The organism is Natrarchaeobius oligotrophus (genome assembly GCF_003841465.1).
GTDB classification, from domain to species: Archaea; Halobacteriota; Halobacteria; order Halobacteriales; family Natrialbaceae; genus Natrarchaeobius; species Natrarchaeobius oligotrophus.
In genome coordinates this window covers 67,232-82,527 of record NZ_REFZ01000014.1, presented here as the reverse complement: position 1 = coordinate 82,527, position 15,296 = coordinate 67,232, and the positions used below count along the sequence as shown (strand labels likewise).

General features: G+C 55.6%; 14 protein-coding genes and 2 pseudogenes. 9 read left to right on the top strand and 7 right to left on the bottom strand.

From position 1 onward, the window contains the following. Positions 1–126 precede the first annotated feature (126 nt). The 5 genes and pseudogenes from EA472_RS17030 to EA472_RS17010 form a co-directional block, all read left to right on the top strand. Positions 127–825: pseudogene (locus EA472_RS17030) on the top strand (IS5 family transposase); the annotation flags it as partial. A 195-nt stretch (positions 826–1,020) separates the two neighbouring features. Continuing rightward, entirely contained in the window at positions 1,021–1,560 is a 540-nt protein-coding gene (locus EA472_RS17025) for a hypothetical protein (protein WP_124192710.1), read from the top strand. Between the two features lie 560 nt (positions 1,561–2,120). Continuing rightward, positions 2,121–2,474: a 4a-hydroxytetrahydrobiopterin dehydratase gene (locus EA472_RS17020; RefSeq protein WP_124192709.1), complete on the top strand. Its 354-nt coding sequence runs from the start codon at positions 2,121–2,123 to the stop codon at positions 2,472–2,474. 527 nt (positions 2,475–3,001) lie between these two features. After that, the gene (locus EA472_RS17015) at positions 3,002–3,811 is read left to right on the top strand and encodes a succinylglutamate desuccinylase/aspartoacylase domain-containing protein (protein ID WP_243637886.1); all 810 of its coding nucleotides are present in this window, start codon (positions 3,002–3,004) and stop codon (positions 3,809–3,811) included. Positions 3,812–3,848: 37 nt separating this feature from the next. After that, entirely contained in the window at positions 3,849–4,922 is a 1,074-nt protein-coding gene (locus tag EA472_RS17010) for a glutamate-cysteine ligase family protein (protein ID WP_124192715.1), read from the top strand. A 45-nt stretch (positions 4,923–4,967) separates the two neighbouring features. Here EA472_RS17010 and EA472_RS17005 read toward each other — a convergent pair. Then, positions 4,968–6,291, bottom strand: a pseudogene (locus EA472_RS17005) (RNA-guided endonuclease InsQ/TnpB family protein). A 460-nt stretch (positions 6,292–6,751) separates the two neighbouring features. Here EA472_RS17005 and EA472_RS17000 point away from each other — a divergent pair. Further along, on the top strand, positions 6,752–7,366 hold the full coding sequence (locus tag EA472_RS17000; protein ID WP_394341355.1) for a ferritin-like domain-containing protein: 615 nt from the start codon (positions 6,752–6,754) through the stop codon (positions 7,364–7,366). A gap of 309 nt (positions 7,367–7,675) precedes the next feature. On the opposite strand, the gene EA472_RS16995 is transcribed toward EA472_RS17000, so the two are convergent. The 6 genes from EA472_RS16995 to EA472_RS16970 form a co-directional block, all read right to left on the bottom strand. Beyond that, complete coding sequence (locus EA472_RS16995; protein WP_124192706.1) at positions 7,676–8,131, bottom strand: rhodanese-like domain-containing protein; 456 nt, start codon at positions 8,129–8,131, stop codon at positions 7,676–7,678. Next, a complete protein-coding gene (locus EA472_RS16990) occupies positions 8,124–9,566 on the bottom strand; it encodes an FAD-binding oxidoreductase (RefSeq protein WP_124192705.1) in 1,443 nt (480 codons plus the stop codon). Before EA472_RS16990 ends, EA472_RS16995 begins: the two co-directional genes overlap by 8 nt. A 109-nt stretch (positions 9,567–9,675) precedes the next feature. Continuing rightward, positions 9,676–10,506, bottom strand: coding sequence for a helix-turn-helix transcriptional regulator (locus EA472_RS16985; RefSeq protein ID WP_124192704.1), 831 nt, complete (start codon positions 10,504–10,506; stop codon positions 9,676–9,678). Positions 10,507–10,848: 342 nt separating this feature from the next. Next, complete coding sequence (locus EA472_RS16980) at positions 10,849–11,571, bottom strand: DUF7345 domain-containing protein (RefSeq protein WP_124192703.1); 723 nt, start codon at positions 11,569–11,571, stop codon at positions 10,849–10,851. 6 nt (positions 11,572–11,577) lie between these two features. Continuing rightward, complete coding sequence (locus tag EA472_RS16975; protein ID WP_124192702.1) at positions 11,578–12,297, bottom strand: hypothetical protein; 720 nt, start codon at positions 12,295–12,297, stop codon at positions 11,578–11,580. Between the two features lie 138 nt (positions 12,298–12,435). Next, positions 12,436–13,476, bottom strand: coding sequence for a DUF7345 domain-containing protein (locus tag EA472_RS16970; RefSeq protein ID WP_124192701.1), 1,041 nt, complete (start codon positions 13,474–13,476; stop codon positions 12,436–12,438). Between the two features lie 515 nt (positions 13,477–13,991). On the opposite strand from EA472_RS16970, the gene EA472_RS16965 reads away from it, so the two are divergent. The 3 genes from EA472_RS16965 to EA472_RS16955 are packed head-to-tail and all read left to right on the top strand — an operon-like array spanning position 13,992 to position 15,246. After that, positions 13,992–14,384: a hypothetical protein gene (locus EA472_RS16965; protein WP_124192700.1), complete on the top strand. Its 393-nt coding sequence runs from the start codon at positions 13,992–13,994 to the stop codon at positions 14,382–14,384. 53 nt (positions 14,385–14,437) lie between these two features. Then, positions 14,438–15,016, top strand: coding sequence for a DUF4382 domain-containing protein (locus tag EA472_RS16960; protein WP_124192699.1), 579 nt, complete (start codon positions 14,438–14,440; stop codon positions 15,014–15,016). Beyond that, positions 15,016–15,246 (top strand): hypothetical protein, encoded by a 231-nt coding sequence (locus EA472_RS16955; RefSeq protein WP_124192698.1) that lies wholly within the window; start codon positions 15,016–15,018, stop codon positions 15,244–15,246. The genes EA472_RS16960 and EA472_RS16955 overlap by 1 nt, the downstream gene beginning before the upstream one ends. The last annotated feature ends 50 nt before the right edge of the window (positions 15,247–15,296 follow it).

Below are 15,296 nucleotides of genomic sequence, written 5' to 3'. Positions count from 1 at the left end.
CCGACGCATAATCCGAGATGAGGAGGCTTCGTTGTGCACACTCGTCGCCTCCTCATTCCTCTCGAAAAGATGCCTCGATAAGCCGCCGCTGTCACGTGGTTTCTCGCTTAGCTAAAGACGGATAGTCTGCGGATTTACCTCGATACGTCCTACCGAATGACGATTGACTTACTCAAGGAGATGCCACAAATAACCGGGGAGATTGGCCTCAGCGCGGCCGATCTCCCCTCACCATCCACGTTGTGTAAGGCGTTCGACCGGATCAGTATGAGCGTGTGTCGAGTGTTGCTGCGCCAGTCGGCGCAGCTACACGATCCATCCGAACACGCTGCTATCGACGCAACATTCTACGAACGTGATCGTGCAAGCCGCCACTACTGCCACCGAACGAATTACCGGGTTCAAACGCTCAAAGTCACAAAACTCGTCGATACAGCAACGCAAGCTGTGCTCGATCTTCACTGCTCGACGACGCTAGAAGGTAGTGACGCGGATCTCTGTGAGCAGATCGCCCGCCGGAACGCGGGCGATCTGCGGTCTTTAGCCGCTGATAAGGGCTATGACAAGCAACAACTCCGCGACCGACTCCGTGACCTCGACATTCGACCACTGATCAAACACCGGATCTTCGCGCCGTACGATCACGCACACAACGCCCGCATTGACGAAGATCGGTACGCACAGCGGTCAATGACCGAAACCGTCAACTCCGCCGTCAAGCGCTCGCTCGGCTACGCCGTGCGAGCGCGTAGCTGGTATCGAGAGTTCCGTGAAATTGCTCTGATGTGTGTCGTCTACAACATCAAACGTGCCGTCAAACAATGAAATCCACCGCCTTACAGCGATTCAACAGAGCCGCGTGATCTGAACGAGACTGGTCAAATTCACGCTTATGCCGGTCCAAAACCGGAGCACACCACCGCTACTGCCAATGACCTTGACGAGAACCAGCTCGAGCAATTAATCGACTACTATGCTGATCCTCAACAAGTCCAAGCACAACAGGACGAGGCTTCGCCAATGGATGTCATCCCGGGAGTCTCAGCTGAGATCGGGGGTGACAAGATCGGCGAATCTGATGTCATCGACGCGCCAGAGCACGGTATTTATCTTGCGGTTGATTCACCGGGACTTCCATATAATCCTGGAATTGAGTTAGTTGTCGACCTCATCTGTACGCTGATAGATGAATTCCGTGGAGCAGGTTCGAGTGGGGCTGTTCAGCCGGCGGCACTTCCTGTTGCGAAAATCGCTGCTGCACTTAAAGCACTGGCGGCGGCCTACAGCTGTTCTCTTATCTTCGAACCGCTCGCCTATGCGATCCTTGATGGCGATGCTACGATGGTATTCCACGACGAGGATTGGTTCTACTGGCAAGATCGAGAGCGTGTTCCTGCAATCATGAATGCAACCGAAAACGACTATCTCACTGCTGATCCGTGGGACGAAATCGCGACCGGCTTGTTGATCGCCCCTGCTAATATGTATCGCTTGCTTGAGTATGGAGAAACGACAGTCCCTGGACCCTACTTCTGGGGCGACATCACTGAGCCAAGTTAATCTCGTACTGGCTCAGACCCGCAGCATTTATTATTCCCTGCTCCAATATTGTAATTATCTGCATATGGTAACCAACAGATCGTTCGAAGTCCCTAAGTTGAGCCTCTCGTTTGTCCTTGGCATCGTGTTACTTTCCACGATATACTTCGGATGGAAACTGCTACTATCTGTGGATTTCGGCTCTCCCAAATTCGTCTTCGCGTTCCTCACCGGGACCGGTTTGTTAGGGGTTTATATCTCTCTCTGGCGACCACACCGTGTCGGTATCGTTGTTATCCCCGCTCACCTCGGGATTTTGTTTGGGTACTTTGGCGTCGTTGAATGGGGGTACCGAACGCTGCCAGAACTGGGTGTAGTGGTGGCTTCCTGGGGGGTATTAGTTGCCCTTACCTTACTTAACGCCAATCACTTTAACCAATGTGATTACGGCCACTGAACCTCTTTGATTGGGAAATCAACGCGGTCGAAAACCCGCCGTGAGCGTTTGCCGGTTCGGTCCCCGCCGCTCGAGCGCGGATCGACCGAGAACATGTATAGGGAGCGAAGACGTAGGAGGAACGATGTCTCATTCACTCGCGGATCAGGAGTGTGAAGCGTGCACGTCCGAGGACGAGCCGCTCGCGGAAGCGGAATTCGAAACGCACCTCGAGGAACTCGAGGGCGACGTCTGGACTGTCGTGGACGAGCACCACCTCGAAGGAACGTATCCGTTCGAGGACTTCCGCGACGCGCTGGAGTTTACGTACGAAGTCGGTGAACTCGCCGAAGACGAGTGGCACCATCCGGATATCCATCTCCAGTGGGGCGAAGTAACGATCGAGATGTGGACGCACAAGATCGACGGCCTCCACAAGGCTGATTTCGTCATGGCAGCGCGAATGGACCGAATCCACGAGGAGTATGCACCCGAGTGAGGCGGTCGGAACTCGTATTCGGCACGCCCTTTCCGATGCGATCGATGCCTGACACGGTCTGTGGGACCGAGGTACCGATGCACCCGTCGGACGGTCTCACGGTTGCACCGGTAATCACGTACAGCAGCCCGTGTGATAGACGTCGCCTCGCTCGGTTTGCAGCTACACTGTCCGAGAACCGAGGAAGACCGAACGGTAATCTGCGATCGGTTTGTGCCACGGGACAATCCTCGACACCCCCGAGTACCACCTAACATCGCGTTCTGCGTACAGAGGATCTAGGTAGTACTCCCGCTCCATTTATTTTCCGACATAGAAAACGTATGGGACCCAGCGACCGTATGAAATCGTAGGGAGATACGTCTGGGCGAAAGGTGATGGAACAGTTTCGAAGAAATACACTTTTCGTCAGATATTAACTTTGGTGAATATCATTAGAGTGGCTTGAGAGACAGAACTTTAAGGATATCGGAATGTGTCCCACCAATAGAGGTAAGAACTTGAAAAGTGGAATTACCCCACCCGACGTGACCATTCGAGGGTCGAGAGAGCCCGAGGTTGTGGTCGTCGGTGGCGTCCACGGCGACGAAACGGGCGGTGTCCGTGCGATACGCCGTTTGCGGGAGGCAGACCTCGATCTACATCGGGGCGTTGCGTTCGTCATCGCCAACCCGGACGCAGTCGACGCAGGGAAACGGTATCTCGACTCGGATCTCAATCGCGTATTTCCCGGCAACCCAGCCGGGGATCGCGAAGAGCAACTCGCCGCTCAGATCTGTGAGTTGATTCAGGACCGTACGACGCTCTCACTGCACGGTACCCGCTCTCAGCCCACACCGTTTGCGCTCATCCACCGATCACAGCCCCCTCAGCTCGATCTTGCGGCGCGGATGCCCGTGCCACACGTCGTCGACCACTGGGGAGTAAACGAGGGAGCGATCACTTCCTGCGGACTCTCCGTCGAGATCGAGGTCGGCCCCCAGGGGACAGAGGAAGCGGCTGTGGCTGCCGAAAACCAAGCCTATGCGTTCCTCAAGCTAGTGGATGCGCTCCCTGGTGACGCGCCCGCTGCAGACCCGGATTTCTTCCATATGGCCGACCCTATTCGAAAGCCTCCCGGGATATCCTACGAGGTTCACGTCGAAAATTTCGAATCGGTTCCAGCGGGAACGGCCTATGCCAGCGTCGATGGGCAAGAACTGATCGCAGATGACCCGTTCCACCCGATCTTGATGTCGGCTGATGGGTACTCGGACATCTTTGGCTACGGGGGAACCAAAATAGCGGAATCACTCGAAAGCGCACAACAGACCTTGCTTAAAACGGAACGAGGATAGGAACACCATGAGTCACAGCGAGGAAGATGATAAATCAATGCAAAAGAGCATCGAAGTCGAATACTGGGTCGTCGATCAGGACGGCGCGCTCACGAACCCAGGGTCACTCACGGAGTATTCGGAGTTCGTTGAAGAGGAGTTCGTCTATCCGCTACTCGAACTGAAAACTCCACCATGTGAGACGTATTCGGCTCTCAGATCGACGTTCGTCGAGCAACTAGCCGATCTGCTCTCCAAAGCCGACGAACTCGGAAAGGTACTTGTCCCGCTCGGAACTCCAATCAACAGTGAATCAATTGAGCTACGGACCACCGACCGGAGTCGGATACAAAAGCACGTGCTCGGCGACAACTTTGCCTACGCGAAGTATTGTGCCGGAACCCACCTCCATTTCGAGAAGCGAAACGTCACAGATCAACTTAACGTACTTACCAGCCTCGATCCAGCATTGGCACTGCTAAATTCGTCGCCGTACTTTCGGGGAGACCGAGTTGCGAACGGTGCCCGTGCCTATATTTACCGGAAGAAATGCTACGAATACTTCCCTCTACACGGTCAGCTCTGGGATTACGTCAACACCGTCGGACAGTGGGAGAGACAACTCGATCGGCTCTTTGACTCGTTCAAAGAAGCGTCCATGAAAGAAGGCGTCAGCGAAAACGATATTGAGGCCAGTTTCTCCCCACAAGATATTGTTTGGACGCCAGTTCGATTACGCGGCGAGATGCCAACTGTCGAGTGGCGAGCACCCGACACATCACTTCCAAGCCAGATCCTACGCGTAGCCGAGGAGATCGGTGCCATAATGGAGCAGCTCCATCACACAGAAGTTCGTATCGAAGGCGACACCGGTAACGTGACGGATGAGAGAATCACGATCCCTGAGTTCGATACTGTCCTTACCTACGTCGAGGAAGCGATACACGACGGGACGGAGTCCGCAGAGCTGTCTGCCTACCTTGAGCGAATGGGATTCGACGTTCAGGCGTACGAGCCACTCACACAGAAAATCGACGGACGTGATTACGTCAGTCTGGATGAAGCCCGTAAAATTCGTCTTCAGTACGGGGAACGACTGAAACGAGATGTGGACGAGCTAACGCAAAGTTGACATCCTCCCCGCGCTAAAGCGCGAGGATTCCCGAGCGTTGGGATATTACGGTTCGCAACCCATCTGTTCGCTCGGTGCGAAACGCCCCGAGGTTTGATTGAACAGGTAGGCCACTGGCCGTGCCAAACGACCGTTACTCATATCCCCCGACGGGGGACTCTGAGTTATCTTTCTGCGAATGTTCACCGCGCCATTCACGTCCGCGTTCATCGTCGCCCCGCACGACTCACAGACGTACAACCCACGCTCCACACGATTCGCGTCACGCTTCCGTCCACAGCACGAACACGTCTTGCTCGTGTCCCGTTCGCTCGTGCGGTCAACGAGAATACCGTGTTCCTTCGCCTTGTATTCAAGCAATCGAGTGAAGCGGTCGAACTCCCAGCCGTGGAGTTTCTTGTTGCCATGCTTACCCCAGTTTCGAGACTCACCGTTCTCGTCCTCTCGAATCTTGCTCAAGTCGCCTATGGAGATATGTCCGACCTCGTGGTCGATGCATTGTTCAACGATGTGTTTGGCGAGTGCGTGTAAGAAGTGGTCTTTCCGCCGAGAAAACTTCTGACGAGCGCGGAGCGCACGTCGTGACGGGCCGTTTTCGCCTTCGGTGTCGTACTCGTCGCGGATGAAGTAGTGTTTGTCTTGCTTCAGCACGTTCCCCGGATACAATTCAGCCACACCGTTATCGTAGGCGATGACGAGGTAGTTCTTGATTCCGAGGTCGATACCAGCCGTTCCGTCGCCGGGTGCGTCCTCGACAGGAATTTCGACGTTGCAGACGAGGTGGAGTTCCTACTCGTCGCCGTTCCACACGGCTCGTACCTGCTGGATGTTCTCCACGATCACGTCCGGTCGCGTTTCGTACTCACAGAGGATGAAATCTGAGCGGTGGCTCTTGAGGTTAAATCCCTTGCTCAGGCGGAGTTTGTTGTGCTTGGAGTCGTGTTTGATGCCGTTCTGCTTCCACGTCACGGTGGAGCGTGGATGCTTGTCGCCTCGCTTCCGATAGCCGGGTGGATTCGCGTCGGTGTCGCCGTTCTTGCGCTTTTTGAACCAACCGTTGAACGACTCAGCAAGCTCTTCGAGAACTCGCTGTGCTCAATGAGCGAAGCTCATTGGCATCACGAGACGGCTTCGCCGTCTCGAACGAACTTGACTGAGACTGTAGGTCACTGTACCGTTCGTGGTCTTTTAGCTCACGCTTGAGGTCGGCTTCGGACGGAATTTCGCCGGTTTCGTCCCATTCTTGTTGGGTGTGGTAGCGGGCGACGTTCCACAGTTTGGATGCTGAGTACCCGCAGTTATCGAGGTCGTCACTCACTTGGGTGTGGTTGACGATTTTCGCTCGATAGGTGCGGGTCGTCTCCAGCATCGGACTGTGTTGATAAGGACTTATAGAATGTTTCGTATTAAAGATAGTTGTTGGGCGTGGTATATCCAGTAATGCAGTCGTCGGTTGAAAGCGTCATCCCGTGACGGCGCGTATCCCCACCCTGAAGGGTGAGGTTTTGCGCCTGTTCATCTCATAATTAACAACGCCAAAGGTCCTCGATTCCAACTCATTATACATGTCCTACGGCAAGGTTTTGTAAAATCTCTGAGTGTATTTTATACTACTGGACCTGGGGCATGAAGGCGTCGAGCGCCAATATGACCAACATATGGCGCTCGATGATGTATAACGGAGCAGAAATCATATGAAAGATGAAAAAATAAACGCCGATTCGGCAGTCGACCATAGTGTGCAGAGGCGGAAAGACGGAAAAGCGTCACGACGACGCGTTCTCGCGGCGTCCGCGATACTCGGCGCGGGTGCAGCCGGTGTCGCACCGATGGCCTCGGCTGGTGACGACAAAGACGACCACAAGGAAGCGCCGAAAGACGACGAACAGATGGTTGACGAACCACCCGAAGCAGTGCCCGACGAGTTCGAAAACGACATCGAGATCCTCAACTTCGCTCGAACGCTCGAGTTCCTCGAGGCCGAGTTCTACAGGGAGGGACTCGAGAACATCGACGACGCAGCCCTCCGCCAGCAGGTCGCGGAGTTGGGCGTGATGGAGGATCGCGTTCTCCAGCGACTGCGGACCGTTCGAGACCACGAAATTACGCACGCGGAAGTGCTCGGTCAAACGGTCGAGATGCTCGGCGGCGAACCGGTCCCGAGCCCGCAGTTCGACTTCGGGACGGCCGTCCAGCAACCCGACGAGTTCATCGCGACCGGTGCGATGCTCGAGGATATCGGCGTCTCCGCGTACGCCGGTGCAGCGCCCTCCATCGAGAACGTCGATCTCGTGCCGCCTGCGCTCAGTATCCACAGTGTCGAAGCGCGACACGCCTCGTTGCTGCGAGAACTCAACGGCGAGATTGGCTTTCCGGTGGCGTTCGATCAGCCGCGGTCTCGCTCGGAGGTTCTGGAACTTGCGAGCGGATTCATCGTCGAATAGAATCCAATTAAATTATTATACATATTTCAATCGCTCTTCTGTTGCACATTGTTGATGGAGTGCAGTCTTGCGATTTTCCGTGAGTACTTTGAACTGAGATGCCGTCTACGAGTAGTTCTACACGTTAGTCTCGTTCAAACGAACAAGGAACCGAACGGTATCAACAATCACCTACAGAAGAGCGTTCGAACATTTCCGCTGTACCGTCTCCATCCGAGTAGAATTCGTGAAGATCGAAGATATCGATGGAGTCGTGCGAAATCCGTTCGAGGGTGAGTCGCTCCGTCTCGATGCGTTCAGGAACATCGGCTACCACCAGCGATCGTCGATTACGTGCATCGGCCCTCCAGCGTCCTTCCACGCTGAAATCCCACAATCGAGGTGCCCGACGCGGTCGTACCCTAGTTCACGCGCCCGTTGGGCAGCGAATGCCGACTGCGCACCACTCGTACAGTAGAAGATGATCTCGGTCGCGTCGTCGAGGTCACTCACGTACCGTGGATTATCGGGAACCAGATGTGCCTCCAGCCGTCCCCTGGACGTGTGGATGGCTCCGGAGACTATCCCTTCAGGTAGCTCGACAGCGTCGCGGACATCGATGAAGACGATCCCCGTTTCGCCGGTCAGATCCATCGCTTCTGCTGGCGTATACACGCTGACGGCAGCTTCGGCCGCGCGAACTAACTCGTCGTATCTGGTCTGGATAGCGTTCTCGTGCCGGGCCGGCTGTGTCTGGGGCGACCGGTGGTTATCGGTCTCACTCATCGCCTGCTCCTCCGTCAGTCCGCGCCGATTCTGACGGCCTGACGCCGTGATTGCGGCTGAACACGTTCGTCGGGTCGTATCTGTCCTTCAATTCGACTAATCGGTCGGCCGTCTCGTCGCGTCGCGGTGACCGCTCGGGCTCGATGTCGTCCGTCTCACCCAATCCAGGGAAGTTTCGATAGCTTTCACCCGGGGAGTGGACGTCCATGTCCCGCTGGAAGGACCGCGCCCAGTCGAGGACCGCCTCGTCAGCCTCGGGGTCGTCCCACTTGCAGTCGATGGCGAGAAGGTACGGATGCTCTCGGCCGCTGAATGCCGTGGCGTGTTCCGGAACGTCGGCGATTGCCCCACCGAGGTTCCACACGTAGTAGAGTATCCGGGGGTCCGGCCGCGACGGCTCACGCTCGACGATCTTCGTGATGGTCTCGTCGTCCAGCGAATCGAGGTAGATCGACCCCTGGTAGTACCGGTGCTCTCCGGCCGGGAAGAACGGATCGAAGCCCTGCTGGAGGTCGAGGTATCGCGTCCGACCGCTGAAGTCGAGCAGCGGCGAGCCGAACTCCCGAAGCGGTCGGAGGCGGTTCTCACCCTCCTCGGGGTCGCCACAGTAGACGGCGGTGATGATAGCGACGGGGTCATCGTGATGCTCCTCCGGGAAGTGGGGGTCCTCCGGTATGCCCCAGATGATCGCTTCGCCGCTGACTTCTGGTGGCGCGGTCTCGACGAAGTCACGCCAGACTTCGAACGCTGCCGTCGCGTCCTCGATGGGGTGCCACGTCTCCACCGTGGCCAGCTCGATCCCGATCGGGTGTGCCTCGAACTCGAAGGCAGTCACGATGCCGAAGGTACCGCCGCCTCCGCGGACTGCCCAGAAGAGATCCGAATGTTCGTCTTCGCTGGCGGCCAGATAACGTCCGTCGGCGGTGATCAGATCGACCGAGACGAGGTTGTCGCAGGTCAGCCCGTACTGTCGCCGGAGGTGACCGTACCCGCCACCGAGAGTGAGGCCCGCGACACCAGTGTGGGACACGACCCCACCCGGCACTGCGAGTCCGAACGCCTGCGTCGCATGATCAACGTCTCGCCAGGTGGCACCGCCGCCGACGCGAACGCGCCGGGCGTCGGGATCGACGTCCATCCAGTTTATCGGAGAGAGATCGATGACGATCCCGTCGTCGCAGGTCCCGAGGCCTGCGGCGTTATGACCGCCGCCGCGGACGGCGACGAGCAGGTCCCGGTCGCGGGCGAACTCGACCGCACTGATGACGTCAGCGACGTCCTGGCATCGTGCGACCAGATCAGGACGTTTGTCGATCATGCCGTTCCAGACGGCGCGAGCGTCGTCGTAGCCGGAATCCTCGGGGCGGATCAGGTCTCCGAGAAATCCCGATTCGAATTCATCGATGTGGTTTTCATTTTCTGTTTCAGATTCCATACGACACGGTCCGACCGCAAAATCGTTATAGATTCCCACTGAAGGATCTTCGTCGTACAAAATCTTTCACGGCGTGAAAAACTGATCGGTCAGCCCACGGTGATTCGGCCTATTCGAGCAATCTCAGTGAACCACGTTCGTACGCGTCCCTAAGCGGCTGAGCTTCTGCACGGAACTGCCCATAGTACGACTCCGCCCACGTTCGCATGTCGCTACTGGTCGTCTCGACGAGCGCCTGCAATCCTCCCTTCTCGTGATCGTAACAACAGATGGTTACGCAATCGTCGAAGAGAGAGATTTCGTACCGATCTTCCATCGGCAGATTCTCGTGCAGCAAGACGGTGTAGCCGTCGCTGTCGGCTGCCTCCATGATTGTTTCCGTGTCTCCCCACGACAGGAGTTCATCGAACACTTCGGGTGGATAGATGTACTCACAGTGGAACTCATCATGCTGGTCGAGGAATCGATCAAATGAGGTTTCCAGCGTCCGTAACCCCAACATTGCCACGCCAACACCTCGCCATGTAGATGTCTCCGTGATCAACTCGATACGACGTTTAGTGGATTTATCGGGGTGGCCGGCATTCGGGTGAGTGACCGTTACATCCGTAAACAAATCGACGCTGAACCCATCTAATTCATGTGGCAACCACTGCCAGACGTCACGAAGTTGGTGCTCGATCGTCATCGCGTCCACAAACTCCCCTAGCCGTTCGGCAACGAACTCGCCCAGACCGGTCAGCTGGTATCTCCGGCTCTCCCGTTCGATCCAGTTGCGATTCTCGAAGTCGGTGAGAATCCGGCTCATGGTTGGCGACGAAGCCCCGGTTGTGGATCGCAATGCGTCACGGTCACTCGAACCTCTGGCCAGTGTGTTTAGCACGGCGACCCGGTGGTCCGACGTGACGAGAAATTCGAGGTCGTCGGGTGTCCCATCCATAGTCTTGGTATGTGTTGGCACACAAAAATCGTTTAGGTGGGAACCGCTACGACTAGCCCTCCTGTGCAACATGATCCCAGTATCGAACTATTCGATCGGTGCTGTTGTGAGATGTGTCCACCCGATGTATCCAAATTCTATAGACATCAGCCCTGACGACACATGAATCTAAATTGAACTAGAGACCCCGAAACATTCGCGCCTTCGATCTATCACCGAATATCTATCTTGAGTTATGAATGTCAAAGTTGTTGAACGGAATTTCGAATCTCAGAAGAGGTGCCCCAAATCCTCGCAAAGATGCCTCACTGAGCGAAAAAGACAGATCTTCGTCGATTCGATCTAATGGAGTCGCCGCGACGCTATTCCAAGGCCAGCAACTAACGCAACTAATGCAACACCGATTCCGAATCCAGGTACCCCATCGGCTGTCTCTTCTTCATCTTCGGAATCTGTTTCCGCCACAGTGTCACTCTCAGCGTCTTCCAGTGAGATCACCAATTCGAACCCATCTAGGTCTGTATCCGGATCCCAAGAGACTTGGGTACTATCCTTTTCGTCCGGGTCGTGACTGGTAGATTCGATGGTCGCATCATCCGGTCCAGTAATAACCAACTGTCTGTCCAGTTCGAAACCGCTCACAAACGGCTCAGTCAGAACGAGCATCTCACCATCACCCTCTGCTAACCCGCTCCAGGTAACCACCACCGTCACTACACCGTATCCGTCTTCACTTCGGATCTCAATCGATGCGTCATCGATCACGGCTTCTCCATCGTGACCGCTGTTTTCAGCCACGGATTCCATCCGCTCTGTGAACCGGTCACGGAGATCATCCTGTGCTTCTTCGTCTTCCGCTAACAACTCGAACGAGGTCTGTTCGTCTTCGTCACCCAGATCATAGATACTGACCAACGACACGGTCGCATCGCCATCCGAAGTCATTTCTACCTGGACCTTTGGTTCGTCTGCATCCTCGACACTAGTCGCTCCGACAACCGGCGAAACAAATACACTTCCAACAAGCACTACCGCAACTACGGCAACTAGAAATCGATTATACATTATTAATTACTGACCTTGGTCTGCACTGTTGTTTCCGGCTCCACGATCTTCATCGTCATCGTCGCTTGCGTCAGTTGCGTCATCGCCAGGGATTTCATCGGGTGCGCCTGGCTCGAAGTCACCAGCAACTCCGTTACCGACGTTCTCACCAGCGATGGACTGAGCAAGCTCAGTCGTTTCAGGTCCGCCAAGCTCGTTCGCCTGTTCTTGGAGTTCCTGGATCGCCTCTACATTGATACCGCGCTCTTCTAACACATCTTCAGGCAACTCGCCAGCAGTCTCTCCTGCCTGTTCGGCAGCTCGTTCTGTATTAGCGTTCTCGGCAGTGACCTTCGCTATCTCCGCACGATACTCACCCTCGCTAATCTCACCGTTCTCACGGGCTTTCTCTACTTCTTCAAATTCGGCTTCGTGTTCGTCCAGCCGTTCCTCGATTTCGTCAAGCCTGTCACCGACGATGTCGGCTTTGGCCTCATCTGACTGCGCGTTCGCTATTTTGATTCCGAACGTACGATCGGACACTTCACCATCGATTTCAGCGTCTTGAACGCCTACGACGCCGGTCAACTGCTCCCCTGGTTTGACCGTGTTGTTCTCGATCCCGTCTGCATTATCATTCGAATTGTCATCACTGTCGTCTGCCAGGGCTGTGGCTGCCCCGAGTGGCACCGCTGCCAGTGCGGCAACGAGCACGATCGCCATGAGGATCGTTCCAAGTCGTTTCATTGCAATCGTTCCTATGGCCTGTCCACGGATATACACTGAAGTTGTTAGCTCCGGTTCAACGATGTTTTCCCGGGTTTTACGCCGTTTTCGATCCGACGCCGTCTATCGATTTCCCTAACTACAGTTATCTTGTTGACGTTATTCGTGGTGGCTTGCTTTCTCGGCCTCTTCCTCGGGAATTCGAAGCACATTTTCCCGGCCGATCCGGAACGATTCGAGCTCGCCTTCCTCACGGAGCTTACTCACTACCTTGCTCGTCTTCGCATCAGTCCATCCAAGCTCCTCGACCACTCGCTTTTGTTTCATTCGATCACCATTCTCTTCGACTAGTTGCATCACCTGCTCCTCATTGCTCAACAGCGACTCCTCGGGTTCCGGTGCTTCTGGTTCCGCAACTGGTTGCGGATCACTCCCCGCTAGTCCGTCGTCTGCGTCTCCCGTCCGGGTACGGAACCACCACACTGCAAGCCCTGTGATCACTCCGATAGCGCCTACCGATCCTGCGATGAGCGGCCAGCTAAGACCGGTTCCAGTGGTTGAAACGACGATGCGAGGTTCTCCAGAGACGAAATCAGTTTCCCCACCGTGCCAGATAACGGCTCGGTCACGCTGATCATCGGAATCTGGGGTTACGGATGTGAGATCGTACTCTTCAGGCCAACTAATCAGTAGCCGGGTTCCGTCATCAATATAGATGCCTTCGATTGCGTCTCCGGCCTGTAATTCGCCGCCCTCACTACTGGCAAATCCGTGCCATTGGAACGAGTATCGAACGACTCCATACTCGCGGCCAAACGACTGTCGTTCCGTGCTGACACTAAAACTGTCAGCCGTCATCTCCCTGTTTGTAGCGTCACTCGCGGTCGCAACGGTGCCATCGATCCGGTCAGCGAACTCTTGAGTGTACTCGTCTGGATCTTCCTCAATATCACGTTCTAGTGACTCGAAAGCGTCTGTACTGTCGTCATCATCGAGTTGGACCCAGAATTCGATCGTCCACTCAGCAGAACCATCGTCTTCGAGCGCAATATCCATTCGCACCTCATCAGCGTCGATCTCATCCGGCTCCATCGCTGGTGCCTCTGTTCCTTGTGGCGATCCGGCAGCCACTGAGGGAACAAGCCCGATGAGGAGACCTGTAGCGAAAAGGAAAACAAGCAAGCCGAAACGGACTTTCATGCCTGTTATTATTTCAGTTGCTCGCTTAAAACATATGAACTTCAAACGTTGAGGAGTCTTATACGCTAACAGCGTTCGGAGGACACTGATAGGGATTATCGTAGCCAACCGGTGCGTTCGAAACCCGTTCCTTTGACCGTGTCTTGCTTCTTCCAGGGAGAACTATGGACTCCTCCGATACTCCCTATGAATTATAGTAACAACTGCAACGGTTTGTACACTGATCGCCGATCAGTCTGGCGATCAGGTGTACAATGATTTGCAGTGGCTACTATAGACAGTGCACTTTTTCTTGAGTCTGCTTACCCTCGCCAATCGACTGGAATGCCATCCGTTCGTCCGCGGTGATCGAATCGGTAGTGAACGTATCTGGAACTTCGACCGAGTGATCCTGGGCCAGCACCACGTCGAAGGTCTCGAGCACTCCCAAACGGCGTTAAATGGAGGAAAACGCTGGAAACCAGGAGTCAACAACTGCGGTGTATATCATCGGTCTTGTCGTATGATCGGACGCAATGAACGCGAGACAACTGATCACGATTGCGGTTGTGGCACTGCTCATGATCGGTGGGGTGGCAGCGCTCGGGGCCGCCAGCCCAACCGATCAGGCGAACGACAATGCGTCGAATACGCATCACGAAAATGAGTCCGATATCGATGGCGGAACTGCTGACGCCGCCGAGGATCGTGCTGAAAACGCCGATGGCGTCGGGCCACACGACGGCCTGCCCGCGCAGGTTCCCGACCACGTGAGTGAGCTCCACGACCGAATTGGATCGTTCCTGGATGGTTCGGTTGATTCCCTCGGCCAGACGCTAAGTGACCTGTTAGGCGGTGGTGACAGTTCGGACACGAGTGACCGCAGCGAAAACGGTGACGAGAGTGGCGATGTAGAATCAGCCACGTAAGCGCCGAATACGAACACCCGATTGTGAATGACCAACGTAGACAATAACATCTCATGAAACAGAATACTACCTTTACGGACAGACGAACGTATCCGGCAACGACTGGCGCAGCAACAACCGGGCTGATCGGGTTCGCTGGTTGTCTCGCTTCCGGCGAAACGGGAACGCTTGCGACGCAGGTGACCGACCAACCAGGCGACATCGCGGACTTCGAGTCCTGTCCCGTTACCATCGTCGGGATGTGGCTCGGTCCCGAGGGCGCACAGGCAGGTGAAGAGGAAGACGAGGAACCCGCTGACCGCGAGTACGACGAGTCCCAACAGGCTGACCTCGTCGACCTACAGGGTGATGCTACCCAACGTGTCGACGAGCGCGAACTCGATGTGGTAAGCTACGAATTCCGACAACTGGATATAGACGACATCGACGCGACGCTCGAAGATGGTCCCGACGCGAACGTTGAGGTCCCGGGCCAGGCACCACTGACGTTCAACGAGCGCTTTGAGATCCGCGAGGATACCCGGACGGTGTTCACGGCGGACTTCACGCCGGTCCAGCGCGGGCAGGCAGATGGCTACGTTCTCCAGCCAGTACCCAAAGGCATCACCGTCGAATACGAGGAGGATGCGTGATGTACGGCGTTGCGGCCTCGATACCGTTGTTCGTCGGTCCAACCGTGTTCCTACTGGGGCTGTTGATCGCGCTCGTGGTCGCGGCTGCGATCGTCGGTCTGCTATTCAGCCTGTCGTGGCGGGTCATCGCAATCGGTGCCCTCGTACTGGGTATCCTCTGGCTGGTTGGCGTAATCGAGTTTACCTCGGGAGGCCCCAGCGCATCGGGGCTGTCGACGATGGGCCTGTAACGATTGTACCGTTCAGAAAGTATCTTCCAAAGCAATACGATACGTATGCA

Coding starts and splice junctions, on each gene's coding strand:
- EA472_RS17025 (WP_124192710.1), top strand. CDS start 1,021: ATGGATGTCATCCCGGGAGTCTCAGCTGAGATCGGGGGTGACAAGATC.
- EA472_RS17020 (WP_124192709.1), top strand. CDS start 2,121: ATGTCTCATTCACTCGCGGATCAGGAGTGTGAAGCGTGCACGTCCGAG.
- EA472_RS17010 (WP_124192715.1), top strand. CDS start 3,849: ATGCAAAAGAGCATCGAAGTCGAATACTGGGTCGTCGATCAGGACGGC.
- EA472_RS17000 (WP_394341355.1), top strand. CDS start 6,752: ATGGCCTCGGCTGGTGACGACAAAGACGACCACAAGGAAGCGCCGAAA.
- EA472_RS16995 (WP_124192706.1), bottom strand. CDS start 8,131: ATGAGTGAGACCGATAACCACCGGTCGCCCCAGACACAGCCGGCCCGG.
- EA472_RS16990 (WP_124192705.1), bottom strand. CDS start 9,566: ATGGAATCTGAAACAGAAAATGAAAACCACATCGATGAATTCGAATCG.
- EA472_RS16985 (WP_124192704.1), bottom strand. CDS start 10,506: ATGGATGGGACACCCGACGACCTCGAATTTCTCGTCACGTCGGACCAC.
- EA472_RS16980 (WP_124192703.1), bottom strand. CDS start 11,571: ATGTATAATCGATTTCTAGTTGCCGTAGTTGCGGTAGTGCTTGTTGGA.
- EA472_RS16975 (WP_124192702.1), bottom strand. CDS start 12,297: ATGAAACGACTTGGAACGATCCTCATGGCGATCGTGCTCGTTGCCGCA.
- EA472_RS16970 (WP_124192701.1), bottom strand. CDS start 13,476: ATGAAAGTCCGTTTCGGCTTGCTTGTTTTCCTTTTCGCTACAGGTCTC.
- EA472_RS16965 (WP_124192700.1), top strand. CDS start 13,992: ATGAACGCGAGACAACTGATCACGATTGCGGTTGTGGCACTGCTCATG.
- EA472_RS16960 (WP_124192699.1), top strand. CDS start 14,438: ATGAAACAGAATACTACCTTTACGGACAGACGAACGTATCCGGCAACG.
- EA472_RS16955 (WP_124192698.1), top strand. CDS start 15,016: ATGTACGGCGTTGCGGCCTCGATACCGTTGTTCGTCGGTCCAACCGTG.